Annotated in this window: 17 protein-coding genes; 11 read left to right on the plus strand and 6 right to left on the minus strand. The window is 54.7% G+C overall.

Annotated elements, in window-relative coordinates:
• Window positions 1-117: 117 nt before the first annotated feature.
• From EYB31_RS17125 to EYB31_RS17145, 5 genes are all read right to left on the minus strand, one after another.
• Window positions 118-1,293, minus strand: coding sequence for a UxaA family hydrolase (locus tag EYB31_RS17125; RefSeq protein ID WP_240762513.1), 1,176 nt, complete (start codon window positions 1,291-1,293; stop codon window positions 118-120).
• Window positions 1,294-1,608: a UxaA family hydrolase gene (locus EYB31_RS17130; RefSeq protein ID WP_131014584.1), complete on the minus strand. Its 315-nt coding sequence runs from the start codon at window positions 1,606-1,608 to the stop codon at window positions 1,294-1,296. It lies immediately after the preceding gene.
• A 90-nt stretch (window positions 1,609-1,698) separates the two neighbouring features.
• Window positions 1,699-2,958: a nickel pincer cofactor-dependent isomerase, group 22 gene (locus EYB31_RS17135; RefSeq protein ID WP_131014585.1), complete on the minus strand. Its 1,260-nt coding sequence runs from the start codon at window positions 2,956-2,958 to the stop codon at window positions 1,699-1,701.
• Between the two features lie 4 nt (window positions 2,959-2,962).
• Window positions 2,963-4,018 (minus strand): zinc-dependent alcohol dehydrogenase, encoded by a 1,056-nt coding sequence (locus EYB31_RS17140; protein ID WP_131014586.1) that lies wholly within the window; start codon window positions 4,016-4,018, stop codon window positions 2,963-2,965.
• A gap of 56 nt (window positions 4,019-4,074) precedes the next feature.
• Window positions 4,075-5,259, minus strand: coding sequence for an ROK family transcriptional regulator (locus EYB31_RS17145; RefSeq protein WP_131014587.1), 1,185 nt, complete (start codon window positions 5,257-5,259; stop codon window positions 4,075-4,077).
• A gap of 410 nt (window positions 5,260-5,669) precedes the next feature.
• Here EYB31_RS17145 and EYB31_RS17150 point away from each other — a divergent pair, with 410 nt between their 5' ends.
• The 11 genes from EYB31_RS17150 to EYB31_RS17200 all read left to right on the plus strand — a co-directional run bounded on the left by EYB31_RS17150 (window position 5,670) and on the right by EYB31_RS17200 (window position 16,844).
• Window positions 5,670-6,479: an HpcH/HpaI aldolase family protein gene (locus EYB31_RS17150; protein ID WP_131014588.1), complete on the plus strand. Its 810-nt coding sequence runs from the start codon at window positions 5,670-5,672 to the stop codon at window positions 6,477-6,479.
• 82 nt (window positions 6,480-6,561) lie between these two features.
• Window positions 6,562-7,521, plus strand: a complete 960-nt coding sequence (locus EYB31_RS17155; protein ID WP_131014589.1) for a phosphoglycerate dehydrogenase — start codon at window positions 6,562-6,564, stop codon at window positions 7,519-7,521.
• A gap of 36 nt (window positions 7,522-7,557) precedes the next feature.
• A complete protein-coding gene (locus tag EYB31_RS17160) occupies window positions 7,558-8,991 on the plus strand; it encodes an NAD-dependent succinate-semialdehyde dehydrogenase (RefSeq protein ID WP_131014590.1) in 1,434 nt (477 codons plus the stop codon).
• 27 nt (window positions 8,992-9,018) lie between these two features.
• Window positions 9,019-10,218: a Gfo/Idh/MocA family protein gene (locus EYB31_RS17165; RefSeq protein ID WP_131014637.1), complete on the plus strand. Its 1,200-nt coding sequence runs from the start codon at window positions 9,019-9,021 to the stop codon at window positions 10,216-10,218.
• 7 nt (window positions 10,219-10,225) lie between these two features.
• Window positions 10,226-10,963 carry a ThuA domain-containing protein gene (locus EYB31_RS17170; protein WP_131014591.1) on the plus strand — a complete coding sequence of 246 codons (738 nt, stop codon included), beginning with the start codon at window positions 10,226-10,228 and terminating at the stop codon, window positions 10,961-10,963.
• Between the two features lie 26 nt (window positions 10,964-10,989).
• Entirely contained in the window at window positions 10,990-12,390 is a 1,401-nt protein-coding gene (locus EYB31_RS17175; RefSeq protein ID WP_131014592.1) for an ABC transporter substrate-binding protein, read from the plus strand.
• 159 nt (window positions 12,391-12,549) lie between these two features.
• Window positions 12,550-13,497: a carbohydrate ABC transporter permease gene (locus tag EYB31_RS17180; protein WP_240762515.1), complete on the plus strand. Its 948-nt coding sequence runs from the start codon at window positions 12,550-12,552 to the stop codon at window positions 13,495-13,497.
• A gap of 14 nt (window positions 13,498-13,511) precedes the next feature.
• On the plus strand, window positions 13,512-14,390 hold the full coding sequence (locus tag EYB31_RS17185) for a carbohydrate ABC transporter permease (RefSeq protein ID WP_240762517.1): 879 nt from the start codon (window positions 13,512-13,514) through the stop codon (window positions 14,388-14,390).
• A gap of 31 nt (window positions 14,391-14,421) precedes the next feature.
• The gene (locus tag EYB31_RS17190; protein ID WP_131014594.1) at window positions 14,422-15,195 is read left to right on the plus strand and encodes a sugar phosphate isomerase/epimerase family protein; all 774 of its coding nucleotides are present in this window, start codon (window positions 14,422-14,424) and stop codon (window positions 15,193-15,195) included.
• 124 nt (window positions 15,196-15,319) lie between these two features.
• Window positions 15,320-15,694: a VOC family protein gene (locus EYB31_RS17195; RefSeq protein ID WP_131014595.1), complete on the plus strand. Its 375-nt coding sequence runs from the start codon at window positions 15,320-15,322 to the stop codon at window positions 15,692-15,694.
• Window positions 15,695-15,734: 40 nt separating this feature from the next.
• Complete coding sequence (locus tag EYB31_RS17200; protein ID WP_131014596.1) at window positions 15,735-16,844, plus strand: Gfo/Idh/MocA family protein; 1,110 nt, start codon at window positions 15,735-15,737, stop codon at window positions 16,842-16,844.
• 177 nt (window positions 16,845-17,021) lie between these two features.
• Here the strand turns inward: EYB31_RS17200 and EYB31_RS17205 are convergent, their stop codons facing one another.
• Window positions 17,022-17,897, minus strand: a complete 876-nt coding sequence (locus tag EYB31_RS17205) for an AraC family transcriptional regulator (protein WP_131014597.1) — start codon at window positions 17,895-17,897, stop codon at window positions 17,022-17,024.
• Window positions 17,898-18,078 lie beyond the last annotated feature (181 nt).

An 18,078-nucleotide genomic window follows, 5' to 3' on the forward strand; every position in this document is an offset into this window, starting at 1 on the left:
CTCCAAAGGGTTGTTTTATCGGCTCTCACAGGCGGCAGGCGGCGGAACGCCGGAGCGTGTCCCGCGATCGCCGGTCATAAATACATATTTGCCGCTTTATTCCCGCCGGACCGGCTCCTATGGCAGGCGGGTGACGCAAAATTGCTCGTCATGTCCAAGCAGCTCGGACTTGGTCATTTTGCCGGAAGCGACGTCGACGATTTCCCGGTATATGTCTTCGCCCATCGCTTGCAGGCTTGATTCGCCGGTCAATACGCGGCCTGCGTTAATGTCGATATTTTCTTTCATCTTGGTATATGTAGTCGGATTGCCGGTAATTTTGATGACAGGGACCCCCGGAAATCCGGTAGGTGTTCCCCGGCCGGTCGGAAACAAGATGATTTGCGCACCCGCCGCCACTTGGCCGGTCGATACTTCCCCGTCGTGACCGGGGGAATCGAGCAGCAGCAGCCCTTTGGCCGTCGGCGTCATGCCGTATTGCACGGTTCCGCTGAACGGGGCGCTGCCGGATTTTTTCATGCTGCCAAGCGATTTCTCGACAACGCTGGACAATCCGCCGTCATAATTGCCTTTGGAGATGAGATGGGTACGGCTGGCGTTGCTCGACTGCTGCGTCTGGCGGCGCAGCTTCTCCTCCGTGCGGGCGATAATGCCGCGAATTTCCGCGGCGACGGTATCGTTTGCGGCGCGGCGCGCCAAAATGTCTTCGGTGCCGATCAGCTCGGTTATTTCACTGAGGATGGACGAGCCGCCGCGGGCGACAAGTTTATCCGAAGCGATGCCCAGAGCCGGATTGGCAATTAGCCCCGAAGTCATATCGGAGCCGCCGCAGTTAAGGCCGATCGTCAAATGGCTGACCGGCGCTGCCTCGCGTGTTTGGCTGGAGGCGATCTGCTGCATTTCGCGCGCGTATTTCGTACCTTGCTGGATGGCGGCCAGCGAATCGCCTTCCTGCTGGATCACCACCGTGGCCAGCATCTTTTGCGTCGGGGCAATGCCGTCGGCGAGCTCGTAAGGCGAAAAGCGCTCGCAGCCGAGACCAACAACAACGACGCCGGCGAAATTCGGATTGCGGCCGATTTGGATCAGCGTTTTGGCCGTAACCTCCAAATCTTCGCCCACCTGGCTGCAGCCGACGGGATGACGGAAATAAATCGAACCCGGCACTTGGTAAGCGATACGTTCGGCGACTTTGGCCGAGCAGAAGACGGAAGGGATGATCGCGATCAGGTTGCGCACGCCCACCGAGCCGTCCTTGCGGTAATAGCCCATAAATGTGTCCGGCATCGACATTTATTTAAGCCCTCTTTCGCAGTACATATTGTGGTTGTGCACCCAGCCGCCTTTGCGGAGCGGGGCGGACATTTTGCCGATTTCTTCCCCGTATTTCAATACGGGCTCATGCTCTTGAAAATCGCGCAGGGCGATTTTATGGCCGAATGCAATCGTTTCTACCGCCGTGATTTTTTCATGGCGATCCTCCGGATACCTGACCGTGCAGCGGTCGCCCTGATGCAGCGCGGTTAAGGCGACGGCGACGTTATCGCGCGGATCGAGAACAAGCGCGGTTTTGGTTTCGCTGTCTGCGGCGAACGGCTCTTTGCTCATGACTGCCTCCTTACTGTGCGGTTTAGGGAATTGGCACGCTTCCTCTAATCTAATGGAGTGAAAAAAATTGTATAGCGGCTTTTCTTAACGTTATACGGTAATTCTCGACGTGAGCCGGCCGGTACCATCAAACGACAGACGGGTGTGGCCTGTCACTTTGCACACCACGCCACGACGTTCCATCTCCTCAAGCACGGAAGCGGACACAAGCATCCTCTCAAGATGCAGCGTATTCGGAATTTGGATCAGCTTCAACGCCGCAGCGCTGCGTTCCGGCCCCAAGCTTCTTAAAGCGGCTTCGATCGTTTCTTGTTCCGTGTCAAAAGCCATCGGCAGCATCGCCCGCTGCAAAAACGTGCTCGTAATCGTGCTGGTGTAGGTGGCGGCGGTATCGATCTTGCTTGTGAGCGCTTTCGTCGTGAAATCGGCAAGCCCGACGCCTTGGGCGTTGCCCCCGGAGCTGTCGGCCAGATCCAGCACGGCGAGCCGCCGCACGTTGGGCGCGGCGGGCTCCGGCATGCCGGCAATCCGCCAGCGGCCGATGATGTTTGGGTCCATGCCGGAGCCGCTGAACGTTTTGCCCATCTGCTCGACGATCAGCAGATCGAGGTCGTCCGCCGGCAGCCGCGGCATCATCGCTTTGGAGCGCAGCAGCAGCTCCGCTTCCTTGGCATGCCACGCTTCCGGCTGCACGCCGACCACATCGGCGGTATCGTCGCTGCCGTCCTCAAGGATCGCCACGCCAAGCGCGATGGGCGCATGCTGCAGTGCATACAACGAGATGGCCTCGATGTGCTCAGCCATGTTCTGTACGCCTGCGCCGTGGATAAACGAAGCGCCGGTGATCTTACCGAGGCCGATCGCGATCATTTTGCTCAGCCCGCTTTCGATCCGGCCGCGAAAAGCGGTATGCGCTTTAATCCGGTTGACGACGATAATGCCGTCCGCCGAGCACGCTTCGCTGTCCATATACACCGGCAGCGGTAGCGGTCCCGGCGTACGCCCGAGCAGCGTTACGTCCATGGACGAACGGATCGGGGCGCCGACGGACTGCTCCGTAATGCCAAGATGGCGCAGCACTTGGGTCTGCCCCTCGGCGGTAGCGCCCCCGTGGCTGCCCATCGCCGGAACAACGAAGGGCTCCAGCGAAAAGGAGCGCAAGGCGGCGACGATGGCCCGCAACATGTCCGGCAGATGGGCGATTCCCCGGCTTCCCGCCGTAATGGCGACGGAAGCGCCTTGCGGCAGCCGCCGAATGGCGGGAGCTTCCAATACGATACGCCTCACCGTACCTTCCACATCGGGTAACCGTTCGGCGGGAAACGAAAGTTTTACTTCATATAAGTCCATATGGTCATACTCCGCCGTCCGGCGTTGGTCTGACGATCGCTTTAATAATATGCGGATCGCGGTTTTCCATTTGCAGCAGAGAAGTTTCAAAATCGTGAAGCCCGTATTCGTGTGTAATGATGTCGCGGACGGGAATTTTGCGCTGCTCGACCATTTTAATGGCTTGTTTCCATACATTCGGGCTGGAGACCGAACCGTATATTTCCAAGTCCTTGCGCACAATCGCATTGGCGTCGATTTCCGATTTGCGGTCGAAAATGCCGATCAGACATATTCTGGCGCCCGGCGCTGTGAGATCAAACAAGCTTTCAAAAGCCGAATGGCTGCCGGAAGCTTCGAGGATGACATTAAACAACGTACCTTCGGTCGCTTCCAGCGCTTTTTCCAAATAATTGTCGGAAGACAAGTTGATGGTGTGGTCCGCGCCCAGCTTCTTGCCGACATCCAGGCGGTTTTGCCGGAAATCGACCAAGGTGACGGAGCTTGCGCCAAACGCCTTAGCCGTGCCGACGGCGAGCAGACCGATCGGACCCGCCCCGATCACAAGCACATGGTCGGAGGGGGATACCCGCACTTTTTCCACGCTGCGGTACGCCACGGCGGTTGGTTCGATCAAACAGGCTTCCTCAAACGGTAAGTCGCTGGAGAAAGTATGAAGCGTGTAATCCGGCACGACGATATATTCGGCGGCGGCGCCGTTGCGCCCAAACACGCCGTTCTCCGCACGCTGCGGGCAAATGTTGTAGTTGCCTTTGCGGCAGGTGGCGCATTTGCCGCAGGGGATTGTCACCTCGCCGACAACCCGCTGGCCGGGGCTGAATGCAGTGACGCCTTCGCCGACGGCGGCCACTTCTCCGGACCATTCGTGTCCCGGAATGATCGGGAAGGTGACGCGGTGATTTTGCAAACCTTGGTACAGATGCAGGTCGGTTGCGCATACGCCGATGCAACGGACGCGCACGAGCACCTCTTGAGGGCCGCAGGCCGGAATTCCGGTGGAGCGTACTTGAATGACGCGTTCTTTATCTACCATAACGGCCAGCATTTCGTTAGTTGACATGTTTGTTTTTCATCCTTTCGCCCGCAAAAGCAAAAGCCAAAGGTGCACCCGAGCGATTACAGCTTTTGCTCGTAGGAATAAAACCAATAGTGGATGACTTCGCAGGCCGCCCCAATCGAAGCGGCCAGCTCGCCAAACCGGCTCGGAACGATTTCGATGCGGGTGGACGAGTAGAAGTAGCACCGTTCCGACAACGTGCGATGAATCGGATTCAGTATCCATTTATCGGCTCGCGCCATGTCGCCGCGGATGATGATGACTTCCGGATTAAACGTATTGACAACATTGGCGAGGCCGATCCCCAAAAATTCCCCGGTTTCCGTTAACGCTGTAATCGCTTCATTGTCACCTTGGTTGGCGAGATCGATGATCTCGCCTACTTTCGGCGGGGACTCCAGATTTTTGCTTTTCATAAAATTGCGGATCAGCGCTTGGGGAGAGGAATACAGCTCCCAGCAGCCGCGGTTGCCGCAGTTGCAGCGGGGACCTTCCATGTTGATGGTCATATGGCCCATCTCCCCGGCGAATCCGTCTTGTCCGCGAAACACTTTGCCGTCGATAAAAATACCTACGCCGATGCCGCGGTTCGTGACGCTGATCAAAATTTGCTGGTTTCTTCCTTTACCCGCTCCGAATGTCGATTCGCCGATGACCGATGTATTGCAATCGTTATCGACAAACGTTTGGATGCCCGTGTACGTTTCCACCAAATGCTTCAGCGGCAAATTTTGCAAGCCCGCATTGGGGGCGATGACCAGCGTGCCGGTCTGGTGGTTGACGATGCCGACAACGCCGATGCCGATGCCGATAATGCCTAACGCCGATGCCGGCGCAGCCTCGCGTGCTTCGTCGATCGATTTGAACAGCTGGGCGACAATTTCTTTTTCATCGGTGGAGATCGGGTATGTTTTTTTCCAATGTACGCTGGCGTTCAGATTAACGACAATCACGGTCATAAACCCGACGTTCAGCTCGATGCCGATCACATGGCCCGCATCCCCGTTAAAATTGACGAGGGTAGGCCGGCGTCCGCGCTTCGATTTCACTTCGCCGATCTCCATGACATATCGCTTGTAGATCAGTTCTTCTACCATAGAAGAAACGGTTGCTTTATTGAGCTTGGATATTTTGGCTATTTCAATTCTGGAAATCGGTCCTTTTTCACGGATGATATTCATAACAAGCGTTAAATTGATTTGCTTGATGAGGTCCGCATCTCCGGTAATATCGCGTTTGATCATGGGAGCCCCCTATAGATTAAGTTAGTTACAATAAGTTTATCGTATAAACTATAGGGCAACAAGCTGCTTATAATAGTTTAAATAATAAACAAAAGAAAAAGCGAAAATCCGATAAACCAACCGATGGGCAATCAGTCGGTTTAGCTGGATTATAACGCACGTATCTATAATTGTATAGGGGGAATCAGCGAAAAAATAAATTTTTCAAAAAATAAAAGAAGCATCTAGACGGCGTGATTTTTGTTTGTTAATATGTGGTCGTGGGATTATTTAATTTAAGTGATAAACAAAAGAAAGTAAAATTCGATGATTTTCTTTTTGGGCGTATTCCAGCAGTAAGCGCTTTCGGTGTCCCGTGATAACGGATGTGCACCACAAGACGCTTGCCGGACATAAGGAGCGAAAGGACGATGAGAGAAAACACGGTCAAAAGACGGCTGCGCGAAGGGAAACCAAGCGTAGGCACATGGCTCTCCATTCCGAGCCCGTACACCTCCGAGGTGATGGCTCAGGCCGGCTACGACTGGCTGGTCATCGATATGGAGCACAACCCCATGTCTGTTGAAACGGTGGGGCTGATGATCTCTTCGATGTTTCCGACCCGTACGGTTCCGCTGGTGAGAATACCATGGAATACCGGCGAAAATATTAAGCGGGTGCTTGATATGGGGGCATGGGGCATCGTGGTCCCCATGGTGAACTCGAAGGAAGAAGCGGAACAGGCTGTCCGCGAAGCGAAATATTATCCGCTGGGACGGCGCAGTATTGGAGGCCGAAGGCATGCGGTAGGTTTCGCCACGGACGCTTCCACCTATTTTGAGAAAGCCAATGAGCAGATCGTAGTTATCGTGCAGATTGAACATATCGAAGCGGTGCGCAACATCGATGACATTGTAAGCGTTCCCGGCATCGATGCAATTTTTATCGGGCCTAACGATTTGATGTCGTCGATGGGACTAAAGCCGTCTCTGGAAAGCGCCGATCCATCCGTGGCCGCCGCGATCGAGACGGTCAAACAGTCCGCCCGCCGCCACGGCGTACCGACCGGCATCCATGTGGCGAACCCGCAAGTGGCCAATCAGCGCATAGCCGAAGGTTTTCAATTTATTGCGATTGCCAGCGAAGTTGCCGGAATGCTCGGCAAAGCGTTGTCCGATATTGCTCAATTGGAAGAGTCGGCGCTGGAGAGCAAATCTTCTGTGAAAGAAGTCCGGTATTAAGCGGATGGTTTTTTATATCCGTGCTGCCGCCGCAGATTAACTGTAACTGGCGCAGATTTACAGGTTAGGAAGGAGAGTTATAATGTCTGGTAAAGTGCTGGTCACACCGGATATGTTTCACCCCGATGCCGTCAATGTGCTGAAGGAGGCCGGGTTCGCAGTTGAATTTACGAAACCGACCCGGATGGTGACCGAACAGGAAGTCCGGGAAAAAATCGCCGACGCCGACGCTTACGTGGTCGGATCCAACAAATTGACGGCGGAATTGATCGGCGCAGGCCAAAAGCTGAAGCTGATCGCCCGCTTCGGTGTCGGTTACGATTCGATCGATTGGCGGTATGCGCTGCAGAGCGGCATTGCCGTGACGGTAACGGCTGGAGCCAACGAGCAGTCGGTCGCCGATATGGCGTTGGCGCTGATGCTGAGCATCTCCAGGCGAATTCCTTATTTCGACCGTTCCGTCCGGGAAGGGGAATGGACGCCGCAAATATTGACCCATGAGATGTGGGCGAAAACCGTCGGCATTATGGGAACGGGAAGAATCGGTAAAGCCGTCGCCAAACGGGTCAGCGGTTTCGACGCCAACCTATTGGCTTATGACGCTTATCCCGACTACACATGGGCGCAGCAGGCCGGAGTTACATATGTAAGCAAGGAGCAGCTGTTGTCCGAATCCGATTACGTCACATTGCATCTGCCTCTTAATGAGGATACCAACCGTATCGTCGACGCCGGCTTTTTGCTGCAGATGAAGCCAACCGCCTTCCTGATCAATACGGCGAGAGGGCAGTTGGTCGACGAAACGGCTCTCTACGAAGCGCTTGTTCAGCGTTCCATCGGCGGGGCTGCCTTGGACGTCTACGCCAAAGAACCGCTGCCGCGCGATTATCCGTTTTACGAGCTGGACAACTGCGTGCTTACTCATCACGTATCGTCGCATACGCAAGAAGCGATGCGCCGCATGAGCCTGCTGTGCGCCGAAGAAATCGTGAGGATGAACCAAGGGTTGCCGCCGCAATATCCTATTCCGGAAAAATTGTAGGCAGCGTGCTATTTATTAAGGAAAGGAAGGATCGCAATGAAAGGATATCTGTACATTAACGGCAAGTGGGAGGAACCGGTCTCGGGCCGCTATTTTCCTTCCTATAACCCGGCCACCGGGGAACTTGTAGGCGAAGCCGCAAACGGCTCGGCCGAGGATGCCAAACGCGCGATTGCCGCCGCATCTCAGGCGTTTCCCGTCTGGTCGCAGATGACCGCGCTGGAGCGGGCCGATCTGATGATGGATTGCTACCACCGCATCAACGAGCAATTTGAGCAGTTGGCGGAAATTTTGACGATGGAGCAAGGCAAACCTCTGCAGGAGGCGAGAAACGAACTTGTTTACGCCAACAGCTTTTTCCGCTGGTTCGCCGAAGAAGCAAGGCGCATCTACGGCGATATGGTACCCGCAAACAGCAAGGATAAACGGCTGCTTGTGATCCGCCAGCCTGTCGGCGTTGTCGCCGCCATCTCGACCTGGAATTTCCCGCAAGCGATGGTAACCCGCAAAATCGCTCCGGCGCTGGCGGCCGGCTGTACCATTGTAGTTAAACCGGCTAAAAACACGCCGCTCAATTCGGTCGCGTTGTTCCAAATTTTCGATAAGGTCGGATTTCCGCCCGGCGTGCTGAATCTCATATCCACTGCGTCGTCCACCGATGTGGGAGAGGAGTTTCTTACGAATCCGGCTGTCCGCAAGATCACTTTTACCGGTTCGACGGATGTCGGCAAATATTTGATCAAACGTTCCTCCGAGCAGGTGAAAAAAGTATCGATGGAGCTTGGCGGTCATGCGCCGTTTATCGTCTTTGCCGATGCCGATCTGGAGGATGCGGTGAATGGCGTGATCGGCAGCAAATTCCGCAATGCCGGGCAGACATGCATCTGCGCCAACCGAGTGTATGTGGAACGATCGGTGAAGGAACGCTTCGAGCAGTTGTTTGTGGACAAAGTCAACCAACTGAAGCTGGGCAACGGGCTTGATCCGGAAACAACCATCGGTCCGCTGATCGATGAAGGTGCCGTGGCCAAATCGCAGGAGCATGTGGCCGACGCCGTGACCAAGGGCGCGAAGGTGCTGACCGGCGGCAAACGGGCGGAGCAGCCGGGACTTTTCTTCGAACCGACAATTATTAGCGACGTTAACGAAAATATGCTAATCTGCACAGAGGAGACGTTTGGTCCGGTCGCGCCGATCATGGTATTTGACACGGAGGAAGAAGTGATCGCGCGGGCCAACAACGTACCGTACGGCTTGGCATCTTATTTCTACACGAAAGATTTAAGCCGGGCGTTCCGCGTAGCCGAAAAGCTGGAATACGGCATCGTTGGCTTAAACGATCCGTTCCCGTCCGTAGCCCAGGCGCCGTTTGGCGGCGTGAAGGAATCGGGCATCGGCCGTGAAGGCGGCAGGGAAGGGCTTGACGATTTCCTGGAAACGAAATATATTTCCATGAAGCTGGATATATAATCCGGGGGGAAGCAAGAGATGGATGTAATGCAGCAGGCGCAAGTGCGGATCGGCATGATCGGTTATAAGTTTATGGGAAAAGCGCACAGCAATGCGTACCGGCAGGTTCCGTTTTTTTACGGCGGGTCTGCGGTGCCGGTGCTGCAGGCGATCTCCGGCAGGGATGCGGAGGAAGCCGGAGCGGCCGCCCGGCAGCTTGGCTGGGCGGAGGTTGAAACCGATTGGCGGCGGCTCATCGAGCGGGACGATATCGATGTGGTCGATATCGCTACCCCCAACCATATGCACGCGGAGATGGCGATTGCCGCCCTTGCGGCCGGCAAACATGTGTTATGCGAAAAACCGCTGGCGATGAGCCTGCAGGAAGCAAAGCGGATGCAAGAAGCCGCCGCACGCTCAGGCAAAGTGAACATGCTGATGCACAACTACCGTTTTGCCCCGGCGGTGCAGTTCGCCAAAAAGCTGATCGAGGAAGGCAAGCTGGGCCGGATCCGCCATATTCGCGCCGTTTATTTGAACCAGAGCATGATCGATCCGAACAGGCCATTCCGCTGGCGGCTCAGCAAACAGATGGCCGGATTCGGCGCGCTTGGCGACATCGGCAGCCATATTATCGATTTGGCGCGGTTTCTTGTCGGCGAATTTCAGGAAGTGTCGGGCCTGATGGAGACGTTTGTGAAACAGCGGCCTGAAGCGGATCGCAGCGGGCAGCCCGACTACAGCCGGATGATCCCGGTTGATGTCGATGACGCTGCCGCATTTTTGGCCAAATTTGAATGCGGCGCGTTTGGCGTCTTCGAAGCTACCCGGTATGCGGGAGGCAACAAAAACGGCAACCGTTTCGAAATCAACGGGGAGAAAGGTTCGGTCCGCTGGGATTTCGAGCGGATGAACGAACTGCAGGTGTATTTTACGGATGAAGACGAGGCGTTCCGCGGCTTTCGCACGGTCAACTGTACCGAGGCGGCGCACCCTTATGCATCCGCGTTTTGGCCGCCCGGACATGTGTTAGGTTATGAGCATACCTTCATCAATTTGATCCATGAGCTGGTTGAAGGTGTGGCACGCGGCACGCGGCCCCGGCCCGATTTTGCGGATGGCGTCAACAATCAAGCGGTCATGGAGGCGGTGGCCCAATCCGCCGAGCTTGGCCGGCGGGTGCGTATAGCCGAGCTGATGGGACCGTCAAGCGGCGAACATGCGATGTTTTCACACGGAAAGGAATGAACAGGTTTTGGATAGCCCAATCAAAGTTACCGTTTGGAACGAATTTGTGCACGAACGAACGATGGAAGACGTAAAAAAGCTGTATCCGGCGGGCATTCACGCCGTGCTGGCGGATTATTTGAACAAAGCCGGGATGGAAGCGGTTACGGCAACGCTGGATCAACCCGAGCACGGCTTGACGGACGAGGTGCTGGACCGCACGGAGGTGCTGATCTGGTGGGGGCATATGCACCATCATGAAGTGGACGACGAGATCGTGGAGAAAGTGCGCCGCAAGGTGCTTGCCGGAATGGGGCTGATTGTGCTGCACTCCGGGCACAATTCGAAAATATTCAAACGGCTGCTTGGTTCCGATTGCCGTCTGAAATGGCGCGAATCGGGGGATGCCGAGAGATTGTGGGTCGTCAAACCCGGCCATCCGATTGCCGCAGGCGTCGGCGATTACATCGATTTGGAGCACGAGGAAATGTACGGCGAAATATTCGACATTCCCGACCCGGATGAGCTCATTTTTGTCAGCTGGTTTTCGGGGGGCGAAGTGTTTCGCAGCGGCTGCACGTTCACCCGCGGCAAAGGGAAGATTCTCTACTTCAGGCCGGGTCATGAGACGTATCCGACGTATTACAACGAAAAAATAATAAGAGTGATTCAAAACGGGGTTAAGTGGGCTCGGCCTATAGAAATATCACCTATCGTATTCGGACATGTAGAGGCTGGCGGAGTCGGGCAAACGCATCCCAAATAGTTTTCTAAATATGAGGAGGGGTTGTTTTGAAAACGCTTAAAAAAGGATTGTTTCAAGCTTTTGCAGTATCCCAGGTGTTGGCGCTTGTGCTTGCCGGCTGCAGTTCCGGAGCTCCCGCGGCTTCCGGCACACCGTCCAAAGACGCCAAACCGGAAGCGCCGGCGGCGGCCAAACCGGCGGATGACGCCAAAAAACAGGTGAAGCTGACATGGCTAGTGCGCAGCGAACCTTCCGTCGAACCTTGGTACAACGCGATGGTGAAAGGTTTTGAAGCGAAAAATCCAAACATCAAGATCGAACTTCAGGTCATTCCTCAGGCTGAAATCGACCAAAGACTGACAACGATGATCGCCGGCAAAAACGTGCCCGACGTGTGGTCCCCGAACTGGGCTAACTCCGGTTACCCGACTTACAAAAATATGGACGCGCTGCTTGATTTAACCCCTTATATTACGAAGGATCGCGCGTTCTATAAAGGAATTCCCGACGAAGTGTTGAAAATCTACTCCAAGGATGGCAAATATTACGGCTTCCCGATGTCCAATACGTCGACGTTCCTCTTCTACAATAAGGATTTGTTCGACGAAGCGAAGCTGCCGTATCCGAGCCTTGATTGGAACGATAAGTCGTGGAACTGGAACGCCATGGTGGAGGCGGCGAAAAAGCTGACCAAAAATGTCGGCGATCCCAGCAAACAGGTGTTTGGCTTGTGGAACGCCCAGCCGGCCAACAAGACGGCATGGATGTTCGGCGGCGACTTCTTCCAGAAAGAAGCGTACGATACGGGAAATATGGGAGTGCCGCAAGCTTCCAAAAATCCGAAAAACATCGCAGCCATTCAAGCCAACGTCGACCTGATCAACAAAGATAAGGTATCGCCGAATCCTGCGCAATTAAGCGCCGCATCGCAGCTTGGCGATCCGTTTATGACCGGCCATGTCGCGATGGTGATCCAAGGCGGCTGGGGCTTCAGAACGTACAAGGACGCCAAGTTTAAATGGGCGGCCGCAGCGGTGCCGTTCTCGCCGGACGGCAGCAAGCAAATCCCGCTTTACGTCGACCCTTGGTGCATCAGCAAGACGTCGAAAAATCCGGATGAATCTTGGGAATTTATCAAATTCCTGACCGACCCGGCTGGAGGGGCCAAGGAATACGTCAAAGCCGCGATGTCTTATCCGGCCAACCTGGATTTAGCCGAAGATTGGTACAAAGCGACAACTTCCGTAGCGGCTATGTCCATGGATGAAATTAAGAAAGTATACGAGGGCTCCATTCCGTTTGGCCGTCCGTCCGATAACCACAAAATCGCCAAATTCTCTACGATCTTAACGACAAGCAACCAGACGATCGACGCTATTTTCAACGGTAAGGTTCCGGTGGAGGAAGGACTTAAAACGATTGACCAGAACTTAAGCAGCTTAAAATAAGCGGCAGGAGGGGCGGCAAAAAGCATAAGGCAACGCGATACGTTTGCGTCGGATACGGCCTGTGCTGTATCCGCACGCATTCGCGATAGGCGCTGTCGCATAAGCAGCTGTTTGCCGCCTTCCCATCATGCCCATAAGGAAAGACGAGGTGACTGCCCATTGCTGGCGGAACGGGTATCGAAACAAAACATGGCAGCAGCGGTTAGCAGCAAAGCCAAAGGAGAACGGCGCAGGGAGGAAAGAGCCTTCTGGTTGTTCATCTCTCCTTGGGTTGTCGGGTTTATTTGTTTTGTAGGGGGGCCGATGGTCGCTTCCTTGTTTATCAGCTTTACTTCGTATAATGTCATCGAAGCGCCGGAATGGCTCGGATTTAGCAATTATGCCGGCTTGTTTAACGATAATTTGTTTTTCCAATCGCTCAAAGTGACGGCGTTGTATGTCGTGATGGCGGTGCCTTTTACGATCATCGTCAGCTTGCTGCTGGCGGTGCTGCTGAACTTCAAAGTGAAGGGGCAGTCGTTTTTCCGCACGATTTATTACGCGCCTACGATTGTATCCGGGGTGTCGATCGCATTTTTGTGGTCATGGCTGCTCAACCCGGACTTCGGCGTGGTGAACTCGCTTATTTATCAGCTGATCGGCGTGAAAGGGCCGGGCTGGTTTACGAGCACCGCATGGGTTGTTCCTTCGTTTGTGCTGATGCGGTTTACCGCGCTGGGCAGTACGGTAGTGATTTTTTTGGCGAGCTTGCAATCGCTGCCCGACGAGCTGTACGAGGCCGCTGCAATCGACGGAGCAGGCCGGATGACCCGTTTTTTCAATATCACGATTCCGCTGATTTCGCCGGTCATTTTGTTTAACAGCATCGTCACGCTGATCCATTCGTTTCAAATTTTTACCGAGGCTTATGTCATCACGAAGGGCGGGCCGGAATGGGGCTCCTTTTTCTACATCTTGTACTTGTTTGACACGGCGTTTGCACAGTTTCGGATGGGTTATGCATCGGCTCAAGCGTGGATATTGTTTATCATTATCTTTGCGTTGACGATGTTGTCCTTATGGATTTCCCGCAAGGCGGTTCATTACGAATACGACAACAAACATTAGGAGGCGAGGCGAACTTGAACGGGAATACCGGCATTTCAAAAGGAAAAAAAATATACCGCATCGGCGAGCTGAGCCCGCTGGAGAAAGCGGTTGCCTATATATTGCTGATCGCTTTTGCGTGTTTGTTTGCGTTTCCGCTTATCTGGATGATTTCCACGTCGCTGAAGACGCTGGGAGACATCCACCAAATCCCGCAAACGTGGATTCCTTGGCAGCCGCAGTGGGGCAACTTCACCCAAGTGTTCCGCGATGCGCCATTTAACGTGTACATATGGAACACTTGCTGGTATACGCTTGTGACCGTGTTTATAACGGTGTTTGTTTCGTCGCTGGTGGCTTTTGCTTTTGCCAGGCTGCGGGCGAGAGGCAAAACCGGGTTGTTTGCGCTGGTGCTCAGCACAATGATGATTCCCCATGAAGTTGTGATGATCCCGCAATACTTGATTTTTAACAAATTAAACTGGCTTGACTCGTATTTCCCGCTGATCGTTCCGGCGATTGCCGGCAGCGCGTTTCTGATCTTTTTGCTGCGGCAGTTTTATATGGGCATCTCCCGCGAGTTGGACGAAGCGGTCAAAATCGATGGCGGCGGCTACTTTGTGCTGTATTTCCGGATCATTTTGCCATTGTCGATACCGGCGATGATTACGGCGGCGATCCTTGAATTTATGTACCGCTGGAAAGATCTGATGGGCCCGCTTATTTATTTGAACACCCGGAGCAACTATCCGCTGTCGCTGGGTCTGGCGAACTTTACCGCCGCTTACGGGCAAACGCCGTGGCATCTGCTGATGGCCGCATCTTTATTGGCGGTTATCCCGCCGCTGGTGCTGTTTTTCCTGCTGCAAAAATATTTTATCCGGGGTATCGTCATTTCCGGCTCCAAAGGATGAGGTTTGTAACTAGTGAAAGGGGAGAATTGTCATGCGCGAACGATTTGCCGTGCAGCTGTATACGTTAAGAAATGAAATTGAGGCTGATTTTCCGGGAGTGCTGAAGCAGCTTCAAACGATGGGCTGGGCCGGGGTGCAGATGCGGGTGCCGCAAGCGTACAAACCGGCGGAAGCGGCGCGAATCGCCAAGGAGCTGGGGATCGTAACGGCCGGCATGCATTTTCCGATCGACCGCTTGGAGCATGATGTGGATGGCGTCGCCGCGGAAGCCGAGCTTTTTGGCACAAAAGACATCATCTGCCCTTATCTGACCGAGGACTGGCGGAACGAAGAAGGGTACCGGAAGGTAAAGCGCATCTTGACCGAGGCGGCGGCCAAGCTGGGCCCGGCAGGTTACCGGATCAGCTACCACAACCACGATTTTGAATTTTACACCCAGGTTGACGGCGCAAGCGCGCTTGAATATATATTAGATCCCGCAGGCGGCAATCCGATTTTGGCGGAAATCGACGTATATTGGGTGAAAAAAGCGGGGGGAGACCCGCTGGCGTTTATCGATCGGTATGCCGGACGTATGCCGATCATTCATCTCAAAGATATGACCGCCGATGACAAGCGGACGTTTGCGGCGATCGGTACCGGTTCGATTGATTTCGCCCCGATTCTCTCGTGGTGCGTCAATTCCGGAGTGGAATGGCTGGTCGTCGAGCAGGATGTTTGCCCGGGCGATCCGATGGAAAGCGTCAAAATCAGCTTGGACAATCTGAACAAGCTGGCCGACCGGCTGGAAGCCGGAGCGGTGTGAGAGCGGGGAGACGGTTGACACCCATCCGCCGGCCAACATGAAAGATGAAATGCCGGTTCAGACGGCGTAACTGAACATGAAGTTGCGCAGCCAAAAGTTGCCAACAAGAAGGGGCGAGGGGTTTATGTATGAAGGAATCCAGCATGTCTCGCTTGCTGTAACCGATTTGGGCCAAGCGAAGGTGTTTTACGGCGGGGTATTAGGGTTTAAGGAAACGCCCAGGCCTGCGTTTCAGTCGAAGGGCGCCTGGTACGATATAGGAGGAACACAACTTCACCTGATTGAAAATAATGGGAGGACGCTGCGGGGAACGGATATCATTGACGATAAGGACGGGCATTTTGCCGTGCGTGTGACCCGTATGCGGGATGTGCTGGATATGCTGAACAAAGCGCTGGTGCCTTACGTCGACAGGCCGCAAAATTTAACGATGTGGCATCAGGTTTACGTGACGGACCCCGACGGCAATGTGATCGAATTTAATGCGGCAAGGGAGTAGTTCCCTACAATTGAAATAAACAAAAGGCGGTGCTGGAGCAATGAGAAAAGTGAAGGTCGGCTTGATCGGCTGCGGAGTGATCAGTGAAACGTATTTGAAGGTGTGCACGGAGTCTTTTGATGTCATCGACATCGTTGCGTGTGCGGATTTGGTTCCCGAGCTGGCCAGGCAGCGCGCGGAGCAGTTCGGCATCGCGAAAACGTGCAGTGTGGAGGACATGCTGGCCGATCCGGAGATCGAAATGATCTTGAATCTGACGGTGCCGAAAGCTCACGCCGAAATCAATATGAGGGCGCTTGAAGCGGGAAAACATGTGTTTACGGAGAAGCCGTTTGCGCTTGCGCAGGAGGATGCGGAGAAGGTGCTGGCGCTCGCCGAAGCCAAAGGGCTGCGTGTCGGCTGCGCCCCGGATACGTTTTTGGGGGGCGGCATTCAATCGTGCATCAAGCTGATTGACGACGGCTGGATCGGCACGCCGTTTGGCGGCAGCGGGCTGATTTTAACCGGCAACGCCGCGGACCGGACGCACCGCTCGCCGGAAAACTTCTTGTCGTTGGGCGGCGATCCGCTGTTTGACGTCGGCGTGTATTACATCACCGCGTTTGTTGCGATGCTGGGCCCGGTGCGCAAAGTGAGCGGTTCGGCCAGCCAGCTGCGCACGGAGCTGAAGCTGCTCAACCCGAAGTCGCCGCGTTACGGCGACACCGTGCCGGTGACCGCGCCGATGAATACATCGGCTGTGCTGGACTTTGCCTGCGGCGCAACCGCAACGCTGACCGCGGCCAAAGAAGGCTTCGGCTACACGCCGCGCATGGAAATATACGGAACGGACGGAATCCTGTACGTCCCCGATCCGAACGGCTTCGGCGGCCCGATCCAGGTGAAGCAGCGCAGCGGCGAGATCGTGCAATTCCCGCTGTCGCACGGCTTAACCGAGCAAAGCCGCGGCGTAGGGCTTGCCGACATGGCTTATGCGATACAGTCCGGCAGGCCGCATCGGGCCAGCGGCAGTCTGGCGACACATGTGCTGAACGTGATGTTTGGCATTTTTGAATCGTCGCAGACGGAGCGGCACGTGCCGGTTCAGTTTCAATGCGAGCGCCCGGCTCCGTTTCCGCTGGGACTCCGATTCCATCATCTCGACGAATAGGCCCAGTGTGCGGCTTTGCGCAGTATAGGCGCAGGAACTGTGCGCGCCCCGAACCGTTGCTGCATGGTGACTTTGCCGGCAAATACGCGGTTTTGTCCGCGACGATATTTCAGGAAAATACAAACACGCCTTTTCCCCGGCTGTGCCGGGAAATGAAGGCGTGTTTTTGTACGTACATTAGTTGTTTTTCACAACCGGTATCCAGATTTCGCTTCGATAGGCCGGCGAAGCCGCATCTTGATGTTCGTTCCACAGCATTTCCGGACCCACGTTCAGCTCGTAACCCGAGGAGGGGAACCATTCGGCATAAACCCGTCCCCACACATTTTGCAGCGTCTCGGGAAAAGGGCCGACCGCTTCGAATACAGCCCATGCCGATGCGGCCACTTCAAGCCGGGCCAGTCCGTCCGGAGCAACGTTTGTCGTAGCGACGCCGATGTAATGATCGAGCTCGCCTTGCTCTTCCATTCTGCCTTCGGAAAAGTTCGCCGACGCGCTGATGATCCCCGTCGGCTCCACATTGGAAAGCCGTTTTAATATGCCAATCGTCTGATCGTCCAAACGTTTGGCCATCGCGGCAATTTCCGGATTCACCCCGTTAAACACGATCGGCACTCTTTTCATCAAACCAACGATGCGAAACGCCGGTTTCTCCACAATCCGATAGTTCATTTCTACTCCTCCTTGAATTGTCAGCTGGAAAGACATCCGAGGATAAGCTTTAAATGATCGGCCGTGCTGCTTGGCCTCCGAAGGGGCGATGCCGTGCAAGCTTTGAAACGCTCTGGCAAACGAATCCGGCGAGCTGTAACCGTATTTCAAGGCGATATCGATCACTTTTGCCCCGCTTTGCTGCAGTTCAAATGCGGCCAACGTCAGCCGTCTGCGGCGAACGTATTCCGTCAAAGAGATCCCCGCCAAATACGAAAACATCCGCTTGAAGTGGTATTCGGAGCATAAGGCTAATTTCGCGGCTTGCTCGTAATCGATCTCTTCGGTCAAATGCCCTTCGATATAAGCGATCGCCCCGTTCATCATTTTTAGCAAATCCATCGTGCACCTCCCATATGTATACAATAGCAGGAGTAAAAAACGTTCACCCGACAATACGCATACCGCTTTTGCAGGGTTGTATTGCGTTTCAGTATACCATATCCGGCACAGCGCGACGTGCGCAGGCTCTTAAGCGGCAGCAGCAAGCTTGCAAAAAAAGTATAGCCAATTTGTACGTACA

It is taken from the genome of Paenibacillus thalictri, assembly GCF_004307995.1.
Taxonomy (GTDB): Bacteria; Bacillota; Bacilli; order Paenibacillales; family NBRC-103111; genus Paenibacillus_AF; species Paenibacillus_AF thalictri.

Excerpts from the sequence above, each read along its gene's own strand:
- EYB31_RS17125 (WP_240762513.1), bottom strand. The coding sequence starts at position 1,293 with ATGTCGATGCCGGACACATTTATGGGCTATTACCGCAAGGACGGCTCG.
- EYB31_RS17130 (WP_131014584.1), bottom strand. The coding sequence starts at position 1,608 with ATGAGCAAAGAGCCGTTCGCCGCAGACAGCGAAACCAAAACCGCGCTT.
- EYB31_RS17135 (WP_131014585.1), bottom strand. The coding sequence starts at position 2,958 with ATGGACTTATATGAAGTAAAACTTTCGTTTCCCGCCGAACGGTTACCC.
- EYB31_RS17140 (WP_131014586.1), bottom strand. The coding sequence starts at position 4,018 with ATGTCAACTAACGAAATGCTGGCCGTTATGGTAGATAAAGAACGCGTC.
- EYB31_RS17145 (WP_131014587.1), bottom strand. The coding sequence starts at position 5,259 with ATGATCAAACGCGATATTACCGGAGATGCGGACCTCATCAAGCAAATC.
- EYB31_RS17150 (WP_131014588.1), top strand. The coding sequence starts at position 5,670 with ATGAGAGAAAACACGGTCAAAAGACGGCTGCGCGAAGGGAAACCAAGC.
- EYB31_RS17155 (WP_131014589.1), top strand. The coding sequence starts at position 6,562 with ATGTCTGGTAAAGTGCTGGTCACACCGGATATGTTTCACCCCGATGCC.
- EYB31_RS17160 (WP_131014590.1), top strand. The coding sequence starts at position 7,558 with ATGAAAGGATATCTGTACATTAACGGCAAGTGGGAGGAACCGGTCTCG.
- EYB31_RS17165 (WP_131014637.1), top strand. The coding sequence starts at position 9,019 with ATGCAGCAGGCGCAAGTGCGGATCGGCATGATCGGTTATAAGTTTATG.
- EYB31_RS17190 (WP_131014594.1), top strand. The coding sequence starts at position 14,422 with ATGCGCGAACGATTTGCCGTGCAGCTGTATACGTTAAGAAATGAAATT.
- EYB31_RS17195 (WP_131014595.1), top strand. The coding sequence starts at position 15,320 with ATGTATGAAGGAATCCAGCATGTCTCGCTTGCTGTAACCGATTTGGGC.
- EYB31_RS17200 (WP_131014596.1), top strand. The coding sequence starts at position 15,735 with ATGAGAAAAGTGAAGGTCGGCTTGATCGGCTGCGGAGTGATCAGTGAA.
- EYB31_RS17205 (WP_131014597.1), bottom strand. The coding sequence starts at position 17,897 with ATGGATTTGCTAAAAATGATGAACGGGGCGATCGCTTATATCGAAGGG.